This is a genomic window from Vibrio intestinalis, from assembly GCF_025195085.2.
Taxonomy (GTDB): domain Bacteria; phylum Pseudomonadota; class Gammaproteobacteria; order Enterobacterales; family Vibrionaceae; genus Vibrio; species Vibrio intestinalis.
On record NZ_JANAVY020000003.1, the window covers coordinates 139,703 to 162,231 of the forward strand.

19 protein-coding genes and 1 riboswitch are annotated in these 22,529 nt (G+C 45.7%); of the genes, 10 read left to right on the forward strand and 9 right to left on the reverse strand.

The annotated features are described in order from the left end of the window. Nucleotides 1–221 precede the first annotated feature (221 nt). The 3 genes from MU515_RS07055 to MU515_RS07065 all read left to right on the forward strand — a co-directional run bounded on the left by MU515_RS07055 (nt 222) and on the right by MU515_RS07065 (nt 5,009). Complete coding sequence (locus MU515_RS07055; RefSeq protein WP_260259722.1) at nt 222–2,162, forward strand: HAMP domain-containing methyl-accepting chemotaxis protein; 1,941 nt, start codon at nt 222–224, stop codon at nt 2,160–2,162. Nucleotides 2,163–2,409: 247 nt separating this feature from the next. Further along, nucleotides 2,410–2,850, forward strand: a complete 441-nt coding sequence (locus tag MU515_RS07060; protein ID WP_260259723.1) for a CBS domain-containing protein — start codon at nt 2,410–2,412, stop codon at nt 2,848–2,850. A gap of 215 nt (nt 2,851–3,065) precedes the next feature. Then, nucleotides 3,066–5,009 carry a HAMP domain-containing methyl-accepting chemotaxis protein gene (locus tag MU515_RS07065; RefSeq protein WP_260259724.1) on the forward strand — a complete coding sequence of 648 codons (1,944 nt, stop codon included), beginning with the start codon at nt 3,066–3,068 and terminating at the stop codon, nt 5,007–5,009. A 135-nt stretch (nt 5,010–5,144) separates the two neighbouring features. On the opposite strand, the gene aceA is transcribed toward MU515_RS07065, so the two are convergent. The 3 genes from aceA to MU515_RS07080 form a co-directional block, all read right to left on the reverse strand. Then, a complete protein-coding gene (gene aceA / locus MU515_RS07070) occupies nt 5,145–6,455 on the reverse strand; it encodes an isocitrate lyase (RefSeq protein WP_260259725.1) in 1,311 nt (436 codons plus the stop codon). A 110-nt stretch (nt 6,456–6,565) separates the two neighbouring features. After that, nucleotides 6,566–8,200, reverse strand: a complete 1,635-nt coding sequence (aceB, locus tag MU515_RS07075; RefSeq protein WP_260259726.1) for a malate synthase A — start codon at nt 8,198–8,200, stop codon at nt 6,566–6,568. Nucleotides 8,201–8,782: 582 nt separating this feature from the next. Beyond that, nucleotides 8,783–9,688, reverse strand: coding sequence for a hydrogen peroxide-inducible genes activator (locus tag MU515_RS07080; protein ID WP_260259727.1), 906 nt, complete (start codon nt 9,686–9,688; stop codon nt 8,783–8,785). 178 nt (nt 9,689–9,866) lie between these two features. Between MU515_RS07080 and MU515_RS07085 the strand changes: the two genes are divergently transcribed. From MU515_RS07085 to mltC, 5 genes are all read left to right on the forward strand, one after another. Then, entirely contained in the window at nt 9,867–10,475 is a 609-nt protein-coding gene (locus MU515_RS07085; RefSeq protein ID WP_260259728.1) for a peroxiredoxin C, read from the forward strand. 299 nt (nt 10,476–10,774) lie between these two features. Beyond that, a riboswitch (Fluoride riboswitch) is annotated at nt 10,775–10,848 on the forward strand. Nucleotides 10,849–11,019: 171 nt separating this feature from the next. After that, the gene (locus MU515_RS07090; RefSeq protein ID WP_260259931.1) at nt 11,020–11,712 is read left to right on the forward strand and encodes an iron-sulfur cluster assembly scaffold protein; all 693 of its coding nucleotides are present in this window, start codon (nt 11,020–11,022) and stop codon (nt 11,710–11,712) included. A 14-nt stretch (nt 11,713–11,726) separates the two neighbouring features. Next, complete coding sequence (locus MU515_RS07095; protein WP_260259729.1) at nt 11,727–12,719, forward strand: GGGtGRT protein; 993 nt, start codon at nt 11,727–11,729, stop codon at nt 12,717–12,719. 254 nt (nt 12,720–12,973) lie between these two features. Beyond that, complete coding sequence (gene dapD, locus MU515_RS07100) at nt 12,974–14,005, forward strand: 2,3,4,5-tetrahydropyridine-2,6-dicarboxylate N-succinyltransferase (RefSeq protein ID WP_260259730.1); 1,032 nt, start codon at nt 12,974–12,976, stop codon at nt 14,003–14,005. Between the two features lie 146 nt (nt 14,006–14,151). Then, the gene (mltC, locus tag MU515_RS07105) at nt 14,152–15,255 is read left to right on the forward strand and encodes a membrane-bound lytic murein transglycosylase MltC (RefSeq protein WP_260259731.1); all 1,104 of its coding nucleotides are present in this window, start codon (nt 14,152–14,154) and stop codon (nt 15,253–15,255) included. A 73-nt stretch (nt 15,256–15,328) separates the two neighbouring features. On the opposite strand, the gene MU515_RS07110 is transcribed toward mltC, so the two are convergent. Beyond that, nucleotides 15,329–16,513 carry an NnrS family protein gene (locus tag MU515_RS07110; RefSeq protein ID WP_260259732.1) on the reverse strand — a complete coding sequence of 395 codons (1,185 nt, stop codon included), beginning with the start codon at nt 16,511–16,513 and terminating at the stop codon, nt 15,329–15,331. 264 nt (nt 16,514–16,777) lie between these two features. On the opposite strand from MU515_RS07110, the gene MU515_RS07115 reads away from it, so the two are divergent. After that, the gene (locus MU515_RS07115; RefSeq protein WP_260259733.1) at nt 16,778–17,338 is read left to right on the forward strand and encodes a gamma-glutamylcyclotransferase family protein; all 561 of its coding nucleotides are present in this window, start codon (nt 16,778–16,780) and stop codon (nt 17,336–17,338) included. Here MU515_RS07115 and MU515_RS07120 read toward each other — a convergent pair. Continuing rightward, entirely contained in the window at nt 17,327–18,250 is a 924-nt protein-coding gene (locus tag MU515_RS07120) for a LysR family transcriptional regulator (RefSeq protein ID WP_260259734.1), read from the reverse strand. The genes MU515_RS07115 and MU515_RS07120 overlap by 12 nt on opposite strands. A 103-nt stretch (nt 18,251–18,353) precedes the next feature. On the opposite strand from MU515_RS07120, the gene chrA reads away from it, so the two are divergent. After that, nucleotides 18,354–19,496, forward strand: a complete 1,143-nt coding sequence (chrA, locus tag MU515_RS07125; RefSeq protein ID WP_260259735.1) for a chromate efflux transporter — start codon at nt 18,354–18,356, stop codon at nt 19,494–19,496. A gap of 69 nt (nt 19,497–19,565) precedes the next feature. Here the strand turns inward: chrA and MU515_RS07130 are convergent, their stop codons facing one another. From MU515_RS07130 to MU515_RS07145, 4 genes are read right to left on the reverse strand one after another with little or no spacing between them, the layout of a single operon-like run. Beyond that, on the reverse strand, nt 19,566–20,210 hold the full coding sequence (locus MU515_RS07130) for an OmpA family protein (RefSeq protein WP_260259736.1): 645 nt from the start codon (nt 20,208–20,210) through the stop codon (nt 19,566–19,568). Nucleotides 20,211–20,235: 25 nt separating this feature from the next. Beyond that, nucleotides 20,236–21,507 (reverse strand): TadE/TadG family type IV pilus assembly protein, encoded by a 1,272-nt coding sequence (locus MU515_RS07135; RefSeq protein WP_260259737.1) that lies wholly within the window; start codon nt 21,505–21,507, stop codon nt 20,236–20,238. A 3-nt stretch (nt 21,508–21,510) separates the two neighbouring features. Beyond that, nucleotides 21,511–22,047 carry a tight adherence pilus pseudopilin TadF gene (tadF, locus tag MU515_RS07140; RefSeq protein ID WP_260259738.1) on the reverse strand — a complete coding sequence of 179 codons (537 nt, stop codon included), beginning with the start codon at nt 22,045–22,047 and terminating at the stop codon, nt 21,511–21,513. Further along, on the reverse strand, nt 22,037–22,522 hold the full coding sequence (locus tag MU515_RS07145; RefSeq protein ID WP_260259739.1) for a TadE/TadG family type IV pilus assembly protein: 486 nt from the start codon (nt 22,520–22,522) through the stop codon (nt 22,037–22,039). The genes tadF and MU515_RS07145 overlap by 11 nt, the downstream gene beginning before the upstream one ends. Between the last annotated feature and the right edge of the window lie 7 nt (nt 22,523–22,529).

Below are 22,529 nucleotides of genomic sequence, written 5' to 3' on the forward strand. Positions count from 1 at the left end.
CGACTAGTATATGCGCGGGCGAGTTAAAGGCAAGGAAAGAAACTGTAATCAAACTTTGCTCATTATCTGGAATTATATATTTACACCTAAAGCAAAATTTAATTTTATAAATTTGATAGAGATCTCATTTATTTTGTAAGAAAATATTTCAACACAACAAAAATAACGATAACAGCGGCATTCATCATTCTTGTAGTCAACGATTTATTTAGGTGGAAAAGATGACACTAAAACAGCAACTCACTTATGGGTTCGGGAGCATTATTTTATTACTTCTTATCACTTCAGCGATTTCTGTATTTCGCTTTAGCGATACAAATCAAGGGTTTAACACCTACAGAAACCTTGCTCTTGCTAGTGTTAACAGTGGCCGTATTCAGGCCAACTTGCTTGAGTCCCGCCTAGCCGTCAACAAGTACATCAAAACCCAAGACCCGCAGAGCCTAGTGGAATTTGATCAACGTATCAAATCGACGCTGAATCTGATCGACGAAACAACCCATTTAGCGCTGAAAGATGCTCACGTGAGTGAGTTCAATGCTATCGAAAAGCAAATGACCCAATACCAAGCGGAGTTCAACCGCGTGGTATCACTAATTAAGCAGCGTAACGCTTTGGTTCACGACCAACTTGACCCTAGTGGCGCTAAGATGCAGCAGGTTCTCTCGCAACTGATGTTAGCCTCGCATAACTCAGGTGATTCAGAAGTTGGCCTATATGCTGGTGAGCTGCAAGAGAGCGTACTGATGGCTCGCCTCTACGCTGTGAAGTTTTTGATCAACAATGACCCACAAGATGCACAGCTTGCTAAACAAGAGTTCAAAGTGATCGCAAACCGCGCCCAAGCGTTGGAAAACACCGTTCACACCAATACTCAAAGCCAGCAGTTCAACCTGTTTGAAATCTCATTCCAAAGCTACACCCAAGCATTTGATGGCATTGTCGATACCATCAACCAGCGCAATCAGATCATTGCTAACAAACTCGATGTATTGGGCGACCAATCTGCCGATACGATTGAGAGCATCAAGCTCGCAACTAAGCAAGAGCAAGATACTGTTGGCCCCAACATGGTTAACTCACTTAACAGTGCAGAAACCATCATTACCCTACTCTCTATCATCGCAACCATTATCGCGCTGAGTGTCGCTTACTTCATCTACCGCAACATCAACCGTGTTGTAGGCGGTGAACCGACAGACATTCAAAACTTGGTTCAGCAAGTGTCTAAGGGTGACCTTTCAAGTGAGATAGAGACCACAGGCAACGAGACGGGTATCTACGCGAACATCCTTGAGATGCGCTCTGAACTGCGCCGTATTATCCATGGTTTCCATAACATCTCAGACAGTGTCTCTTCAGCATCGGTAGAGCTTGCTGCGGTAATGACGCAAACCGAAGCCAATGCTCAACAAGAGCTAAGCCAAGTGGAACAAATTGCGACTGCGATTAACGAGCTTTCAAGCACCGCTTCTGAAGTAAGCCAAAACGCATCAACGGCTGAACACGCAGCCTCTGGCGCGACAGATAACGTTGAAACAGGTCAAGCCGCACTTCGCGCTTCTGACGATGTATCACGTAAAGTTGAACACTCGATTGAAGAGACCACTCGTATCGTTAACCAATTGCAAGAATACTCAATTGAGATTGGTACTGTAGTAGAGGTCATCAACACGATTTCAGAGCAAACTAACCTACTTGCTTTGAACGCGGCAATCGAAGCTGCCCGCGCAGGTGAACAAGGTCGTGGTTTTGCAGTCGTGGCCGATGAAGTACGCTCACTAGCAGCTAAGACGCAACAATCAACTGTCGATATTCAAGAGATCATTTCGCGTCTGCAAACTCAAGCAGAAGAAGCGAACAAGTACATGTCCACCAACATGACGTTGGTTGAAGATTCCCGTGAAATCAGCCAACAGCTTGGTGAATCTTTTGTATCAATTGCAGCGTCAGTAACGCAAATCTCAGATATGAATACTCACGTTGCGACCGCGTCAGAAGAGCAATCAAGCGTAACTCAAGATATCTCTGAAAACGTATCGCTGACCTTCGACATCGTGAACCAAAACGTAACCGGCGTTGAAGAGAGCCAAAAAGCAAGTGAAGAGCTTTCAAGCCTTGCCGCAGAGCAAAAACACCTACTTGGTTTCTTTAAACTGTAAGCCAATACCCTCTTCTACTCACACCCGCTTCGGCGGGTGTTTTTGTTTATAACGATAAGCCAAGCAGTGCCTAACCTGGCAAACATTTCGCTTGCCAATGTCAGGAATTGTTTACTGTCTAAATTGGTAAAATTTTGCCTAGAAAGCGGGGGCGTATCCCAAAAAGTAGTGCCATTTATTCCTATAGTAATTAGTAAGGAGTTCGTTTTGATCGACGAGCAATAATTACAATGAAATGGAGGTTACCATGATAAAGATTGAAGACATGATGACCCGTAACCCACACACACTGTTACGCTCTCATCTACTTGAAGATGCCAAGCACACTATGGAAGCGCTCGATATTCGTCACGTGCCCATTATCGACGCCGACCGCAAGTTGCTCGGTATCGTTTCCCAGCGAGATGTATTGGCAGCGCAAGAATCCAGCTTGCAAGCCATTCCTGAGAATCAATCTTTCACCTTAAGTACCCCGCTGCATCAAGTAATGCATACTAGCGTTATGTCGGTTGAACCAAGAGCCGGACTTAAAGAAGCCGCTATCTACATGCAAAAGCACAAAGTGGGCTGTTTACCGGTGGTGGATAAAGGTCAGTTGGTCGGCATCATTACCGACAGTGACTTTGTTTCGATAGCCATCAACTTGCTAGAGTTGCAAGAAGAAGTTGAGCCAGAAGAAGTCGAATAAGCATATTTGGGCTAAAAATCTCATTCCTGTTGAGGGTTGCGCCCTCAACAGAGGTCACTTTATATCCAACCACACACACTAGTCACACCTTACAAAAATAACCCCAATTAATTATTTAGTATTATATCGATAAGATTTTATACTAACCCTTACTATTAGAATAAAGTTGCACAGACGTCAGTTCCTACAAAAGTCAGACTCACATAGGAACTTGTATGAGTTTAAAAAAATTATTAACCATGGGTTTTGGCGTTGTTCTCGCCTTAATTTTGGTTATTGCAGTGGTGGCCTCTTACCGTTTCTATCAATCGAGTAATGGGTTTAATACCTACCGTGGTTTAGCCTTAACCAGTGTCTCAACAGGACGAGTTCAAGCAAACATTCTGGAAGCTCGACTTTCCGCTCTTAAATACATCAAGGATCACGACTCATCAAACATTACTGAGTTAAATCAACGCATCGATACAGCAGTCTCTCTCGTTGAAGAGGTGATCAACTCTCATGTTGATGATGCGCACCGTAGTGACTTTGAAAGTATCCAATCTCAACTTGTTCAATATCGACAAGGTTTTGACAAAGTAGTGGTATTAGTTGATCAGCGTAATGAGCTTGTTACGCGGCAACTTGACCCTGCGGGATTAGAGATGCGCAAAGCGGTCAGCAGCATCATGAACCAAGCAGCGCAAGAAAATGATATGCCAGTCGCGGTTGCCGCCGGCGATTTGCAGCAACACTTGCTTCTGTCTCGCCTATACGCATCCAAATTTTTAACCACCAATGCCAATCAAGATGCTCAGCGTGCATTGCAAGAGTTCGAAAAGGTGACTCAGTTAGCGACAACCGTCGATGACTTGCTATTTTCGTCCGCCCAAGTAAAACACTTTGATGCCTTCACAAAAGCTTTTACGACCTATCAAGCAACCTTTACTCAGGTGGTTGAGACGATTAATGCGCGCAATGACATCATTACCAACACACTTGATGTTGTCGGTGCATCCGCAGCACAAACCATCGAAGAATTAAAACTTTCAACCAAAGACCGCCAAGACCAAGTGGGTCCCGAGATGGTAGATCGTTTCTCGAATGCACAAACTACCTTAACCATCATCTCGATTTTTGCGGTGATTTTAGGCCTTGGTATTGCGTCTAGCATCTACAAGAATGTATTAAAAGTGGTGGGTGGCGAGCCGAGTGACATTCAACAAATTGTCGCAGAAGTTGCCTCAGGGGATCTTTCAAAACAGATTCCTGTCACAGGTAAAGAAACTGGCATTTACGCCAATATTTTGCAGATGCGCCAAGAGCTACAGCGTATTATCGATGGCTTCCATCAAATATCAGACAGCGTGTCTTCAGCGTCGGTAGAGCTGACCGCCGTCATGAGTGAAACCGAAAACAACGCGCAAAAAGAGCTTAGTCAAGTTGAGCAAATTGCAACAGCGATCAATGAGCTGTCTAGTACCGCGAGTGAAGTGAGTATGAATGCCTCCAATGCGGAAAATGCAGCATCTTCGGCAACAACCACGGTTGGGGAAGGCAGTGTATCGCTTGATTCTTCAGACGAGATTTCACGTAAAGTAGAAAACTCTATCGATGAAACCTCGAAGATCGTTAACCAACTACAAGAGTACTCTGTTGAGATTGGTAGCGTGGTCGAAGTGATTAACTCCATTTCAGAGCAGACCAACTTACTCGCACTTAACGCCGCGATTGAAGCTGCGCGTGCAGGCGAGCAAGGCCGAGGCTTTGCGGTGGTTGCCGATGAAGTTCGTTCACTTGCGGCGAAAACGCAAAAATCGACAGTGGATATTCAAGAGATCATTTCTCGTCTGCAAGCTCAGGCGAAAGATGCCAATGAATTTATGCAGTCGAACATGTTATTGGCGGAAGATTCTCGTCGTTACAGTGAAGCGCTACGCTCGGCTTTTGCCTCTATCTCTGAGTCGGTCTCTCTTATCTCGGATATGAATACTCAAGTCGCGACTGCGTCTGAAGAGCAATCTGGGGTGACTCAGGATATTTCGCAAAACGTCTCGATGACCTTTGATATCGTTAACCAAAACGTCGCAGGTATTGAGCAAAGCAAGAAAGCGAGTGAAGAGCTATCATCACTGGCTGCTAAGCAGAAAGATTTGCTGGCGTTCTTTAAGCTCGCATAACAGGATTTAGGACAAAAAAGAGCGGCTTGCGCCGCTCAAAGAACATCAACGTTATGCCTTAAAATCGTATCCTTAATAAAAGTACCAAGCGCTAAACACTCGCTTGGTACTCATTCCGAACATCAACTCAACCGGTTAGAACTGGTCTTCTTCAGTAGAGCCTGACAGCGCCGTCACTGACGAGTTGCCTCCCTGAATGACATTAGTCATCTTATCGAAATAGCCAGTCCCCACCTCTTGCTGGTGCGCAACGAAGGTGTAACCCTTCTCTGCGGCTTCAAACTCAGGGCGCTGAACCTTCTCTACGTAATGACGCATACCTTCGCCTTGTGCATAAGAGTGCGCCAGTTCGAACATGTTGAACCACATGTTATGAATGCCCGCTAGCGTAATGAACTGGTATTTGTAGCCCATATCCGACAGTTCTTGCTGGAACTTGGCAATCGTCTCTGAGTCTAGGTTCTTTTCCCAGTTGAACGAAGGCGAACAGTTGTAGGCCAGTAGCTGATCTGGGTATTCTGCATGAATCGCTTCCGCGAATTTGCGCGCTTCTTCCAAACAAGGCGTCGCGGTTTCACACCAGATTAAATCGGCGTATGGCGCATAAGCAAGGCCGCGAGCGATTGCTTGATCGATACCAGCTCGAACCTTGTAGAAGCCTTCACAAGTGCGCTCACCTTCAATAAAGTCTTTATCGTATGGGTCGCAATCGGATGTCATCAAATCTGCCGCATTAGCATCAGTACGAGCAATCACCAAGGTCGTTGTACCTGCTACATCCGCCGCCAAGCGAGCCGCCACCAGCTTTTGCACTGCCTCTTGAGTGGGAACAAGAACCTTACCGCCCATGTGACCACATTTCTTCACTGACGCTAATTGGTCTTCAAAGTGAACCCCTGCAGCGCCCGCTTCAATCATAGACTTCATCAGTTCATACGCATTTAGTACGCCGCCAAAGCCAGCTTCCGCATCGGCAACAATCGGTAGGAAGTAATCCACGCCACCCTCGTCTTGGGGAGTTTTGCCATTTGACCACTGAATTTGGTCAGCGCGGCGGAACGAGTTATTGATGCGTTTTACTACCGATGGCACAGAATCAACTGGGTATAGAGATTGGTCTGGGTACATGGTTGAAGCTGTGTTGTTATCCGCAGCTACCTGCCAACCTGATAGATAAATCGCTTCGATACCCGCTTTCGCTTGCTGCACTGCTTGACCGCCTGTTAGCGCACCCAAACAGTTCACATAGCCTTTTTTCGCATCACCGTTGACCAGTGACCACAACTTATCAGCACCACGCTGAGCAATGGTATTGGCTGGCGTAATTGAGCCGCGTAGTTGCACGACTTCTTCGGCCGTGTACGGACGTTTTACGTTTTTCCAACGTGGATTAGTTGCCCAGTCTTTTTCAAGAGCTTCGATTTGTTGGCGTCGAGTTAGTGTCATTGGTCTATCCCTCTTATCATTGCGCAGTGCGCTGTTATGTGCAGAGCGGTACATCCTTATCCGCTAGCATTCCTTCACGTATTGGTAGGTTTAAATGTATTTAGTGCGAATCAATCCAAGTAGTCATAACCCGGAACGGTTAAGAAATTGGTTAATTCATCACTGGTGGTCAGCTTAGCCATCAAGTCCGCCGCTTCCGTAAAGCGCCCTGCTCGATAACGCTGCTCACCGATTTCTTGTTTGACGACTTCAATCTCTTCCGCCAGATATTGCTCAAATAGTGCTTTGGTCACTGTCTGGCCGTTATCGAGATCTTTGCCGTGTTGAATCCATTGCCAAATTGATGCGCGAGAGATTTCCGCTGTCGCAGCATCTTCCATCAGGCCATAAATCGGCACACAGCCATTGCCAGAAATCCAAGCCTCAATGTATTGCAGCGCAACACGAATATTGTGTCGCATACCTTGCTCTGTGCGTTCCCCCGAACACGGTTCAAGCAGATCTTGCGCTGAAATTGGTGCATCTTGATTTCGGCTTACTTCTAGCTGATTGGTTCGCTCACCAAGCACTTGGCTGAACACCTCCATGGCGGTATCCGCAAGCCCTGGGTGCGCTACCCATGTGCCATCATGGCCGTTGTTTGCTTCCAGTGATTTATCAGTTTGGATTTTATCCAACACTTTTTGGTTTTCAGTGGCGTCTTTGGCTGGGATAAAGGCGGCCATTCCCCCCATCGCAAACGCACCACGTTTATGACAAGTCCTTACCAATAAACGCGAGTAAGCATTTAGGAAAGGCTTATCCATTGTCACCACCTGTCGATCCGGCAGCACGCGATCGGGGTGTCTTTTCAATGTTTTGATGTAGCTAAAGATGTAATCCCAGCGGCCACAGTTAAGGCCAACAATGTGCTCTTTGAGTGAGAACAAAATCTCATCCATTTCAAACACGGCGGGTAGTGTTTCAATCAACACCGTCGCTTTGATCGTGCCGGTATTGAGGCCAAAATACTCTTCAGTGAAATGGAAAACGTCACTCCACCACTTTGCTTCATGATGAGATTGCAACTTAGGCAGATAGAAATACGGACCACTGCCTTTTTTCAGCAAGGCTTGGTGGTTGTTATAGAAATAGAGTGCGAAATCAAACAGCGCGCCAGGGATAACCTCACCATTAAAAGTGACGTGTTTCTCTTTGAGATGTAGGCCACGTACGCGGCAGATCAACACCGCCGGATCTTCAGACAATTGATACTGCTTGCCATTCGTTGGATTGGTGTAGCTAATGGTGTTATTCACCGCATCACGCAGGTTTACTTGACCATCGAGTACCTTCTCCCACGCAGGAGACATCGAGTCTTCAAAGTCTGCCATGAACACTTTCACATTCGCGTTCAATGCATTAATCACCATTTTACGGTCAGTTGGCCCCGTAATTTCCACTCGGCGATCTTGCAGATCTTGCGGAATCCCTAAGATCTTCCAACTGCCTTCTCGAATGTCTTGAGTCTCTGGCAGAAAGTCCGGTAGCTCACCCGCATCAATTTGAGTTTGTTTTGTCTCGCGGGCCTGCAGCAGTTGCTCTACTTGAGGTGCAAACTTGTGGCACAACAGCGATAAGAAAGTTTGGGCTTCCGTCGGGAAAATTTCTTGATGCTGAGGAGAAACACTACCCACTGTTGATAACAGGGATAAGGTTTCTTGAGCTTCGGTTTTTGTTGTTTTTTCTGGGTCTAGCGCAAGCATGATTTCTTCCTTTAAATCCGTAGTTCAAATTACATTTGTAACTATTAAACAACATTGCAAGCAATTTTTGCTTTCCATTTATTCGTTATTTGTTTGCTCGATGACTTCACTTTCCGTCAGTTAGATTGATATTTCAATCTAGACATAGGTCTTACTGAGCCTTTAATTAACTTATACCAAGGCGATTTATAGGAAAACCCCAAAAGCGAAGTTTGAAGTTTTATGCGGTGAGGGCTAAACGGTTGTTTCAGTGAAGGATGATGTAAGTTATTACGTAATTAATTTTCAGTAAAATTCGAGCTGTTTATAAGATTAAAACAAACGTTTGAATTATTAGAGCAGTGATTTTATCTAAATAAATCAGCAATATATGAAATGCTAGCTATATAGTTTTAAACAGAGGAGAGATATAAAAGTGTAAAATTAACATTGTGAAATTTCACAATTTAATGAAAGCTTCAAAAATAATTTCTTGTAAAATTTTACAAGTTAAATCTTACCAGCAGAATTAAATACTAAAAAGCGCACTTATATCAGTGCGCTTTATGGGTAACAGCTCAGTTTTTTGGCTAATACTAATGGCTAAAGCAGTTCAGAAACCACATCCGCCAGTTGATTAAACGTATTTACACGAGAAGAGCTTGGTCGCCAAACCAAACCAATATGACGGTGAGCTTGCTGCCCAGGGGCATCCACTACGACTAAATTTTGGTTCTCAATCAAACCATGGTCGATGGCCATTTGAGGAATAAAGGTTGTACCTAAGCCATTGGCCACCATCTGCACTAGAGTATGTAGACTTGTCGCCGAGAATGGATTTATCTTCTCTTTATCGGTTAGCTGACAAGCCGATACTGCGTGTTCCGTTAAGCAATGTTCTTTCTCTAATAAGAAAACCGACTCATCCGGTAAGTCGTCATATTTAATTGGTGTCTTAATCGCATCCGCTTGATTGCGGCTAATGATCATACGGAATGGGTCATTGCCTACAATGCGGCTTTCCATGCCATCAATCTCTACAGGCAAAGCAAGAATCAACACATCCAACTCGCCATGGCGCAGCGCAGCCAACAAATTGGTTGTGGTATCTTCACGCAGCAACATATTTAAGCTAGGAAAACGCTGATTGACCTCTTGCACCAAATCACACAGTAAGAAGGGTGCAATGGTCGGGATACAGCCGACTCTAAGCTGGCCTTCCATTTCTCCGCCTTGGCATAAACGGCCAAGCTCAACTAAGTCTTGCCCTTTCGCTAATAGATCTCGTCCTTGCTGAACAATCAGCTCTCCTGCTTGAGTAAAGACAAGTGGACTCTTTTTATCTTTCTTTTCATAGAGCGGGCAACCAATCAGCTCTTCGAGGTTTTGAATGCCTTTACTGAGTGTCGACTGACTAACGAAACAGCGCTCTGCAGCATCGCTAAAATGACGGGTTTCATGCAAGGTAACAAGGTAATGTAATTGTTTGAGACTAGGCCATTTATTCATTTTTTTACTACTGTGAGATTACATTGAACTTTTCATCGTATTTTTCGATTAGCTCAATCTATTTAATTCGCTTTTTTCCATAGTACAGTCTGTACTATAGTTTGTCTCGTTCAAACACGGACCGAACCGAATCACTACTGTAACGGTTTGGAACTAAAAAATATTTAGGAGCAAAAAAATGGTACTAGTTGGTCGTCAAGCCCCAGATTTTACTGCTGCAGCTGTTCTTGGTAACGGCGAAATCGTTGATAACTTCAACTTTGCAGAATTCACTAAAGGTAAGAAAGCGGTTGTTTTCTTCTACCCACTAGATTTCACTTTCGTTTGCCCATCTGAGCTAATCGCATTCGACAACCGTTTTGAAGATTTCAAAGCGAAAGGCGTTGAAGTAATCGGCGTTTCAATCGATTCTCAGTTCTCACACAACGCATGGCGTAACACTGCTATCGAAGATGGCGGTATCGGTCAAGTTAAGTACCCACTAATCGCTGACGTTAAGCACGAAATCTGCAAAGCGTACGATGTAGAGCACCCAGAAGCTGGCGTTGCTTTCCGTGGTTCTTTCCTAATCGACGAAGACGGCCTTGTACGTCACCAAGTTGTTAACGACCTACCACTAGGCCGTAACATCGACGAAATGCTACGCATGGTTGACGCTCTAAACTTCCACCAGAAAAACGGTGAAGTTTGCCCAGCGCAATGGGAAGAAGGTAAAGCAGGTATGGATGCATCACCAAAAGGTGTAGCAGCGTTCCTATCTGAGCACTCAGAAGACCTAAGCAAGTAATTTTGCTTACACTGCTCGCGCTCAACGAGCAGATGGTTGGATAATCTCAAAAAGAGATAATAAAGCATATATAAGCGCGAAAAGCGCAGCGCCAATCAGTTATACCCTCGGGTATAGAAGTAAAGTCTCAATTAAAAGCCCGATGCATTGCATCGGGCTTTTTTATGTCCGCTATTTACCTTCGCCTAAACTTGTCGAACTATTTACCTCGATATATTCATATCCATATAGAGAGCCGTTTTTTTAGTGCTACACGGTCTAAAAAGCTTGTTGTCGATCACACTTTTTTGGCGCTATGATGTCGCCATGGTGATGGGGTTCCACCTTAACGATAGCGTTAAAACCGCAACATGCTGATGACTCCTACAGAAACGAAAACAGGTTCGCCTGTTGGATAAACGCATCAAATTATAACTATCGATGCGTTATGAGTTCTGTAGTGAGCAAGCTAACTCTTTCCAACCCTGCCTGTTTTCTCATAACAAAATCTATCTCAATCAGCCATTTACATGCTCGATTAGCAGATAAACACTGGGAAAACATCATGCAATATTCACACGAAGTTCAATCCATGTGCCCAATTCAACGGGGCCAACTGCACGCATCTGCACCGATTCCAATTGAAGGTGCAATGGTTAACCCAAAAGATGTGATCGCCATATCCGGCCTAAGCCATGGGGTTGGCGCCTGCGCTCCGCAGCAAGGCGCAGCTAAGCTCACTTTGAATGTAAAACAGGGCATCATTGAAGAAGCCTTGATTGAAACGATTGGTTGCTCAGGTATGACCCAATCAGCAGCCATGGCGGCTGAAATCCTAACCGGAAAAACCATCCTCGAAGCACTCAACACTGATCTTGTCTGCGATGCCATCAATGTCGCAATGCGCGAAATTTTCCTTCAGTTCGTATACGGCCGCAGCCAATCTGCTTTCTCTGAAGGAGGTTTGGAAATTGGCGCAGCACTGGAAGACTTAGGCCAAACTCAGCGCAGCCAAGTGGGCACCAGTTATGCAACTAAAGCTAAGGGGGTTCGCTATATGGAGTTGGCAGAGGGTTATGTCACTCAACTTGCCCTCGATGAAAACCGCGAGGTTATCGGTTATCAATACCTAAACCTTGGCAAGTTAATGAAAGCCATCAACGAAGGTACGCCCTCCGATCAAGCAGCAATCGCTGCTACTGGCTGTTATGGCCGTTTTGATGAAGCCGTGACCACAATTAACCCTCGCCAAGCTTAGTTAGGAGACTCGCCATGAACACTCAATACAACCCTGCAATCACTGAGCTACTCAACGAAATGCAACTTTCCTCACTTGAGCAAGCGCGCCAGTACTGCCTATCTCACCATATCGATGCACAGGCTCTTGTGCTCGACACTCAACCTATCGCATTTGAAAGTGCAGCTGAGGCTTATACTTTGGGCGCAGCTCTCGCTATCTACCGAGGCGCAACCACAGCCGAGCAAGCAGCACTGATTATCGGCGAAGGTTTGCAAGCAGTCACTAAACCCGGCAGCGTCGCCCATCAACGTCAAGTGGGTTTAGGCCATGGCGCACTCGCGGCTCGTCTTCTAAATGAACAAAGTCAGTGTTTTGCCTTTTTAGCGGGCCATGAATCTTTTGCCGCAGCTGAAGGCGCAATTAAGATTGCACTTAACGTAAACAAAAGCCGTCACTCTCCACTCAAAGTAATTCTCAATGGTTTGGGCAAAGATGCCGCGTATTTGATTTCCCGCATCAATGGTTTTACCTATGTGCGAACTCAATACGATTATCAAACCGGCGAGCTACACGAAGTAGAACGTCGCCAATTTTCTCAGGGGCCACGAAGTGACATCCTCTGCTATGGCGCAGATGATGTGCGTGAAGGGGTTGCCATCATGCATAAAGAGCAAGTCGATGTCAGTATTACTGGTAATTCGACTAACCCTACTCGCTTCCAACACCCTGTGGCGGGTATCTATAAAGCAGAGCGAAACCGTTTAGGGCTACCTTACTTCTCGGTAGCTTCTGGCGGCGGAACAGGCAGAACTCTTCATCCTGATAATGTGGCCGCAGGCCCTGCCTCTTACGGCATGACCGATACCCTTGGCCGAATGCACGCCGATGCGCAATTTGCTGGCAGCTCTTCTGTGCCTGCCCACGTTGCTATGATGGGTTTTATTGGTATGGGGAATAACCCTATGGTTGGTGCAACCGTTGCGTTGGCCGTCGCGGTGGCTCAAAGGGAGGCGAAAGCGGCGTAACTATCGTTTAAACCGGCGGTTTGGTGAAGAGTAAAGCCATAAAAAATGGCTCTACTCTTCGATTCGTCCTGTACCACGAAATATCCTGTCAGATAAAAACATCTCTAATCGGACAAAACGTATCCGTCTACAGACTTTATCTAAAATTGAGCTTTAAAGTCTCAAGCGGTCTATTTATGATGGCTAGCAATTAATTCCAATTTCTTGCCATTGAATCGGCGAGAATCAAAAGACTCAACATACGGAGATTGACTATGGCTTTCTTTTCACTTGGTTTCGGTGCGGCGACAAAGAATCGTGACGGCAAAATCATTGAAGCATTTTTCCCTAACCCAGTTCTTAACCCTAGCGACGCACTAGTAAACGCTGTTGCAGCGGTAGCCGGTTACGAGCAAGGCAACCAAGCTATTGAGATCTCAGCAGCGCAAAGCGCAGAGCTTGCGACGGCATTTGAAGCAAACGGCGATGCGGCTAACGCATCTTTTGCAGCAAAAGCAGCGCAATCAGAGCAACCACTGGTTTTGGTTATTCTAGCGACTGATGAGCAGCCACAGTCTGTTGCTGAAGGCTTCCTAAAACTGCAACTTATCTCTAACCGCCTAGTTCAACCACACGGTACGGTATTAGACGGCATCTTCGGGCTACTGCACAACATTGCATGGACTAACGAAGGCCCGATCGATCTTCCTGAACTAGCGGATCGTCAAATTGAAGCTCGCCTAGCGGGTCGTGCTCTTTCTGTCGATTGCGTGGACAAGTTCCCTAAAATGGTTGATTACGTGGTTCCTGCTGGCGTTCGTATCGCAGATACATCTCGTGTTCGTCTTGGCGCACACGTGGGCGAAGGCACAACCGTTATGCATGAAGGCTTCATCAACTTCAACGCAGGTACAACAGGCGTAAGCATGGTTGAAGGCCGTATCTCTGCAGGTGTTGTGGTAGGCAATGGCTCGGACATCGGCGGCGGCGCATCTATCATGGGTACACTATCTGGCGGTGGTAAAGTTGTGGTTTCTATTGGTGAAAACTCACTTCTAGGCGCAAACGCAGGTCTTGGCTTCCCACTAGGCGATCGTTGTACGGTTGAATCTGGCCTATACGTAACGGCTGGTTCTAAAGTGCGCATGCTTGACTCTACAGGTCAAGAAGTTGAAATCGCTAAAGCTCGCGATCTTGCGGGTGTTTCTGACCTACTATTCCGTCGCAACTCTGTGACTGGTCAAATTGAATGTCTAGCAAACAAATCGGCGGTTGAACTGAACAGCGAGCTACACAAAAACAACTAATCGCTCGTTGCCAATCTAGTCACTACCCTATTCAATCCCTCTCAGTCTCTGAGAGGGATTTTTATTATCTCGACAAAAACTAATAATTATCCCCTGTTTGACGGACTGATTAATATCACTGTGCTATACGTGACTCGTTGACCATAATGAAAAAACTCAGTTATTTACTACTCGCTTTACTGGCCGGATGCGAACTCTCGCCTCGTCCTGAAACCTGTTATTGTCCATCAGAAACGCCACCAAGCGTTTCGCAGCCCAACCAACAACAAAGTGTTAATCAGCTATTGGCTTACGTCGCTAAACTCGCTAAGCAGCGTTGGGGAGAAGATGATTTTGTCGCGGCGGGTAAACATCGCTATGTGAAATACCTTGATGGTTATAACACTCGTGCGCACATCGACTTCGATAAAGGCAAGATTTACGTTTCAACGATTTCTCAATATCAATCAAAACAGAAGCTGCAAAAAGCCATTGTTCAAACTTTGCTGATGCCCGCTGATCCGGCCCATGCAGAACTGTTTAGTGATAAACAAGCCATCTTGCGCGGCCAACCATTCTTACTTGGCCAAGTGATCGACCATGAAGGCAAACCGATTGAGTGGGAGTGGCGCGCCAATCGCTACGCTAACTATTTAATTGAACACGCCTTACAAGATAAAGCCATTAAACAAGGCACGGCCTACTATGTTGAAATATCTATGGTAGAAAATCACCTAGAGCAGCGTGAGTATCAATACGCAGGGCTAATTCGTGATGCTGCAAAACGCTATGGCTTATCGGAAGATTTGATTTACTCAATCATCAAGACAGAAAGTAGCTTTAACCCTTACGCCGTTAGCCATGCTGGCGCTTATGGTTTGATGCAGGTGATCCCAAAAACAGCCGGCGCGGACGTGTTCAATCTAGTAAAAAACAAACCGGGTATTCCGACCAAAGAGTACTTATTTGACCCAGCGAGTAATATCGATACTGGCGCGGCCTACTTTTATATTTTGAAGAACCGTTATTTGAAAGAGGTGCAGCACCCAACCTCGCTCCACTTTAGTATGATTTCAGCGTATAACGGCGGCACAGGCGGTGTGTTGTCCGCCTTTGATAGCGACCGAAAACGCGCCATGGTAAAGCTCAATAACGCCACGCCAAAGCAAGTTTATGACACCTTGACTACGCAACATCCAAAAGCAGAAGCAAGGCGCTACTTGCAGAAGGTGCTCTATTTCCAGAAAGATTTTAATCAAGGCAACATATAAATCACACACATGAAAAAGGCTTGGTCACCACCAAGCCTTTTGCTATTTGTTCATTGTAACCCGTTGTGATCGCTTAGCCCGGATGACCATCGACTCTTGGTGTCAGTAACATATGACCAAACTTCACTAAGAACATGCCGAAAGCGAAAGTCCAAAGCAGAGCACTCACATCAATCATTTCCAACATGTAGCTTGGGAACAAGGCGACGCCAAAACCGCGCACTAAAGCAGCAAGTACAATTGCAGCAAATGCCCATCCCATTTTTGGCCCTTTATAGATTTCTCGACCTGTGTGCCCCATGGTAACACGCGCGATCATCGCAAGAATCAACCCAGCTAAAGCGCCAATGGCGAACAAGTGAATCATGTTGTGCTGGGCAAACGCATTTGGCCACAAACCACGAGCCAATAAGCTCAGCGGGATGCACATGTAGGTTAGATGCAGCGACCAAACTAAAGGCTCAGCCAAGGTTTGCCATGGCTTCCAACGCAATATTTTAATCCCGTGAGCAACACCCGCAACAACCATTAGCCACTGCCCTACCTGCGCCATAGCCAGTGGGAAGAAGCTTAATATGAATAACCCAAGCAGCGGGAGATTTGCAGCCCACTCTAGCCACACTAACGGCTGAGGCTTATCGGTGTTAAAACGACGAGCAGTGAAGAAAGGAATAACCCGTCCGCCCATTACTGACAGTAGTAGAGTGAACCACCACAACATGGCTTGCCATACTGCTGAAGCGGAAAATGGCGGCATACCTTTTACGCAAGCATAGCTGGCAAAATTAGCCACGATAGCCAACACAAACAAAGGCACGAAAAACAAATTACGCCACCCTTTCACTTGCATCACTCGCCAAGCTACTTCATAAGCAGCAAACGCCAAAAACAGGGCATCAATAATAGAGATTAGCCACAGTGGTGCAGGGCTCCAGAAGAGCAAGCGAGGTATCATCCAAAGCGCCACTATGGCTAATAAACGGTAACTCTTTGTGCCATTTATGCCTGTCCAGTTTTGTACTGCGGTAAGCACAAAACCAACTACAATTGCCATTGCAAAACCAAACAACATCTCATGCACATGCCACCAAAGTGCCGGAACTGACAATGCGGCCGGTTGGCCTGTACGAAACATCCACACCCAAACAGGGATGGCAATAAAAGCGTATAAAACGCCAAGGAAGAAAAATGGACGAAAACCCAATCTCAATACGGCAGGGATCTTTTCTTCTACTCGTTTATCAGTGATATTTAGCAAACTAACAATCCAATACAAATCATTTGCCTCTCTATTGCATGATTCATACCAAATTCAATTTACTTTATTTTCATACAGTTAAATAGAAAACCAAACGACATGAGAGTCTTTTTGACTCATACAAAACAACAACAAAAGACACTAAAAGGTCATAATGACCCATATAACTATTGGCTATGAGAACAATGGTTTTTGTCTTTAGTCCACCAGCCAAAAATCGGTATGGTAGACATTCACTATTTTCTTGATTTGGAAACCTCATCTATGGCTGATTACATTTTTGGTTATGGCAGTTTAATGAACTCAGCATCGCGCCAATTGACAGGCCAAACATCTCAAGCGACACCGGCGGTTGTTCATGGGTTATGCCGTCATTGGAGTAAAGTGGATGACAGTTACGTATTAGCGCCTTTGGTGGTGACCCAAGGAGAGGGATTGGTAAATGGTGTGCTGCTGCAAGTTGGCGATCAAGCCATTGCAGAGTTTGACCGTCGTGAGCGAGGCTACCAACGCATTTCACTGCCTATCAACCAGATCGATACCGAGCAGCCTTTAAATCAAAGTGACAATATTTGGGTGTATGTCACTGAGCAACCAGAGCCACCCTGTGCGAATAGCCCGATCATGCAAACCTATGTGGATACGGTAATGGTCGGTTGCTTAGAAGTATCAGAAGCATTCGCTCAGCAGTTTGTTGAACACACCATTGGCTGGCACCATGCTCAAGAAAATGATCGCCATCAGCCTAAATATGGCAATTTGGCGGGCGTAACAACCAATCACCAACAACTAATCGATACCTTGCTTAAACGTCTATTGGCTTAAAATCGCCCGCTCGACTAGCGCTCGTAACCACTGACCTTTTTCGCTATCCGATAATCGAGTGTGCCACAGCATTGCGATATCAAAGTCGGCTACCGGAACAGGCGGTTTAAAGGTGGTAAGCTGGTCGTCAAACCCCTGTGCCATCGCCATTTTTTCCGGCACGATGGCAATTAAGCGGCGCTGCTTCAATAAACTACGAATGGTCAAAAAGTTACGCGATGCCACAGTAACTCTGCGTGCTAAGCCATGTTCAGCGAGCTTTTTATCCACTTGAGTCGCCAAGCTACCATCAGGACTAACCAAGGCATGTTCAATGCTAGCAAAGGTCTGTTTATCAAGATCTCCATTCAAAGCCAGTTTATGCTTATCGGCCAAACAGACATGCTTTTCAGTATAAAGGTAATGGCTATCAAAGTTATCATCGAGTACCGGCATACTGCCGATCACAAGGTCGAGTTTTTCGCTTTCGACCAATGCCACATAGTTAGCGCGATTGACGTTGATAAAACTGATTTGAGCATTGGGCGCTTGCTCACGTATCGCATCGTAAATCACAGGGGCGAAAATAAACTCAGCGTAATCGGTTAAACCAATCCGACACACACCATTGTAATCTTCTGGGGTAAACACCGACTTGGTCAGCAGTTCATGGGTGATGGAGTCCAATAACCGATGCACGATTGGCGCAATATGATGGGCATGATCCGTCGGTTCCATCTTATGGCCTTTGCGCTCAAACAAAGCGTCATCAAGTAATGTTCGTAAACGCGCTAAGCTATGGCTCATTGCCGATTGGCTAACAAAACTCTTTTCCGCAGCCAAGCTCACGCTGCGATAACGGTAGAGATAAGAAAAAGTCACCAGTAGGTTGAGGTCGATGTTTCGCCACTGAATATCATCTGATACTGCCATCACTATCCCGTTTGATTCATATATAGAATTAAAACTATCAATTTGAATCATCATAGTACATTTCATACAGTAAGATCAGTTTAAATTCGCAGGATTCACTTCCATGTTTACCATTTTTAAAACCTTCTTTTGGCTTGGCTGGATAAGCTTCGGCGGCCCTGCTGCGCACATTGGTTACTTTCGCCAAACCTTCGTCGAAAAACTGAAGTGGCTGAGTGACAGCGACTACGCGCAAATTGTCGCGTTAAGCCAATTTTTGCCAGGCCCTGGCTCTAGCCAAGTTGGCTTTGCTCTTGGCTATAAACGCGGGGGTTTGCTTGGTGCGTGCGCTGCGTTTATTGGCTTTACTCTTCCTTCGGTACTCATCATGGTATTGCTTGCGGTTGTGAGTAGCCATGTCACTGAGACGGGCGCATTCCAAAGTATTGTCCATGGGCTTAAATTGCTGGCCGTGGTCGTCGTTGCTGATGCCGCTTGGGGCATGTACAAGAACTTCTGCAAGAACACGCTAGCAACAACACTTTGCGTGGTCACTGCCATCGCCCTGCTCACTATGCCAAGTATTGCGACCCAAATGGTGGTACTCATCATTGCTGCGCTCATCGGTGCCAAATACTTAAAAGGCGAAACACCGGCAGAACCTAAGCCGTTCAAACCGAGCTTCGCACCATTGGCTATCTTTGCGGTTTTGATTATTGGTTTACCTTTTGTCGCCCATTTCACTCCGATGCTTGGTCTATTTAACGACTTCTTCCAAGCGGGTAGCTTAGTGTTTGGCGGTGGTCATGTGGTGCTACCTTTACTGCAAAACATCGTTGGCGATCAACTTAGCCAAGATGCTTTCTTAACTGGCTATGCCGCAGCGCAAGCTGTACCGGGGCCAATGTTTACCTTTGCCACTTACATTGGCTATGAGCTTCAACCAAACGCGCCGATTGTAGGTGCGTTAGTCGCCACCATCGCAGTGTTTGTACCGGGGTTCTTGTTGTTACTTGGCGTGCTAAAGAACTGGCAATCGCTGGCGCAAAATCCCAAAGTCGCTGGCGCGGTAAGTGGTGTGAACGCCGCTGTGGTTGGTTTACTGGTTTCAGCGCTGTATCAGCCAGTATTTACCAGCGCAGTGATGAGCCCGCTAGATATTGCCTTAGTCATCGTTGGCTTTTATCTACTAAAAACTCTCAAACTGCCGATTATTTGGATGGTGCTAACCTTTATTAGCGTTGGTGTTATTTCCGCTCTAGTGTAGTTTTCACACTGGTGTAAATAAAAATAACGACACAAAGAAAAAGCCGCTGAACGAACAGCGGCTTTGGTTTTATTGCGAGTCACTCGCAACGATATCCACTCGTCGATTGGCTTTCCTTCCCTCTGCTGTCGCGTTGGTTTTAATTGGAATCGTCTCCCCTTTCGACACCACAGTAAGCGAGTCTTTGGGCATCTGCTTACTGACTAAATAGCCGTTAACACTATTGGCTCGGCGTAAACCCAGCGCGAAGTTGTATTCATGCGTCCCGACATGGTCGGTGTGGCCTTCTAACGTGAGCGCTTGTTTACTCTGCCCCAGTTTTTCCACCATGGTATCCAGTACGTACTTTGATTCTTTGGTCAGTTGCGATTTATCGAAAGCAAAGTAAACCCGCGCCACCAGCTCACCAGAATCGTAAGCCTCAGTGTTGCTTTTCGACATCAAGTACTCTGCACAATCAGGATCAATCCCCGCATTAAGCAGCTCTTGGCGAATCATCTGATCCGTCACAACAAAATCACTTTCACCTTGTAACAACATAAATGGCCCTTGATTGAGCATCACTTCGGTTGCTTGACCGAACTGTAAGTCTTGTTGGTAGTTTAAATCTGGTTTTGCGCAATAACGCAGTATCTCTTGACCTTCTCCGGCCACAGCATTTGAGACAGGACTACTTAAAATAGCAATTAGTGTGGTGAGTATGGCTCTATGCATGTGGCCTCTCCTTAGCAATTATCGATCATTTTAGATGCCCAATTTCTTCACTGATCAGCTCTAAAATCTTATTGAGTATTTCGGACTTGTTCTGGGCTTCGAATACGTTATCTACGCCCGCACAATCTTGCAGTGCGGTGTTGCCTGATACGTTGTAGTCGAAACCAATCACCGCAATTTTCGACGTCACCGGATCGCCATTTGCGGCAGTTTGGGCATCAAGATCATCACGAATCTTGTCGCACAAGTTATAAGAGCTACCGTACAACGTTGAGGAAATGGTGCTATTGTTAACGCCATTGGTTGAACCTAAGTCATTACCATCAGACAAAATAACCACCAAGCGGCGTGGATTAGTGCCTAGGTTAGCCAGTTGCGCGCCCCGAATCAGACCTTGAGCTGACGAGGTGTAACCAGCTGGTGAGAAATCATCAATCTTGTTATTGAATGAAGTAAAGTTGGTGGTTGGCAAAATATCTTCGATGACCGCGTTATAGGTACCCGACGTCACGCAGCCTTGCTTTTCAATGAATACGCGATTCACTGTTCTTCGATAACCTATATTGCCCCGGCGGTTATACTCCAGTTGATCGACAAAGCATGTTGCACCTGATCCATTACCATCAATCAAACGTACATAATTGTTAAAACCAACAAAAGCTACAGTATTGTCGTCAGCGTTGACCAAATCATTAAACTTTTGCAATTCATCTGTCACGGTTTCAATAACATCAACTAAATCTTCGTATTTGTCTTGAGAGCCACCAGACCAAGGGTCACCCATGGAACCTGAAAAGTCCGAAACAAACACAACATCTACCGCACTGTTTTGATACTTACGTGCGTTAGATTGCCCAGATACCGTGTAGTTTTCATCAAAAGATTTTAGGTCACCAGAGAACCAAGTATCGTGCGCGGTTGTCGCCGCAACTCGGAACTCGAAGAAACGAGGTTCGCCTGCGGCAAGGCCGCTAACACAATCAGGGATTTGATCACAGCTGAGCTTCTGAATCGACAAGCTATCGACAGAGTTCATGTCTGACATATATTGAGCAATATAAGCACTGGCAATCGCTTGATTGACCGCGCTACCGCTGCCCGAGCCGTCATCAACGTTGTCGTCGTTGTGCGCCGCGACGGCTAGACTCGCCACTTCGAGCCCATCTTCTAATCTGGCTTTGTCTTGCATCATCCTTGCGCCATCAGTCGCCAAGCTGAACAAGCCAAACAATCCGGGGATCATAATGGTAAACAAAATAGCAGCATGGCCTTTCTGTTTAGAGATAGGAGACTTCATAACTCACCTTCCTATGATGACAGAGCTAGATGAAACAATGTTAAAGCCGTTATCCAATAGATCTTCAACAAGGTTATCAGTGAAGTAACATAACGTTACTCGATAAAGGGTGGTCTGACGCCCCCAAGACGTCTCTACTGTCAGGCCGTTTTCAATTTCACCTAGCGTTTCATCAAGATTGCAGTCTCTCCCGCCCCTGTTCATTGTGCGTAAAGCATTGGGCGTTGAGTCTGCGGCATATGTTTGTTCTTCTATCACCATGCCAAAGCGTTCTAATTCATATTGACTGGTCGTCCGTTCTAATGAGCGACTAATCACTGTAAACACAACATCAGCATCAGCTCCTGTTGTGACATAATCCTCTCCATATAGTTGGGTTCGCTCTTTCACTAAGCTGGCTGCGGAGTATGACAAACGGTCTAATTTACCTTTCATCGATAGCTTCACTAGCACATCACCTGTGAACATAATCAACACACCAAGCAGTAATCCCACAATTGCAAATTCAATCGTGAATACGCCGGTCTGATTAGATTTCAAATTGATCTCTTTCATACTCTTGTACCACGATAACTTCCCGACCAAAGATGGTGTCTTGATCGAAGAAGTAACTAAAAATTCCGCTAAAGTCGTAACTGATATAGTAAATGGCAATTGCCGAATTTTCCGGTGTGCCACACTCTGTGGTTTGCACCCCATCCGCAGGCTCACAAATCGCGTTAACTTGACTGAGCGCATTCATATTTGAAACGTAACGAACCGACGCTTTAAATTTGCTTTTATCGACTAATCCACTCCACAAACTGTCGCTCTCGTCCAGTCGATCATAAAAATGATCAATGTAATCTTGCGTGTCTTTTTTCGCCGTTCGCGATGCTTCTGCAACGGCAAGATCGTTGACCGCGGAAACATAAGACATAAAGCTTAATTCCGCCCAAGCCGCAACCATCAACCAAAACGCAAAGAAGCCGAGCGCCAATTCAACACTTACTACACCCTTTTCCTTTTTTTTCATCCTTGTC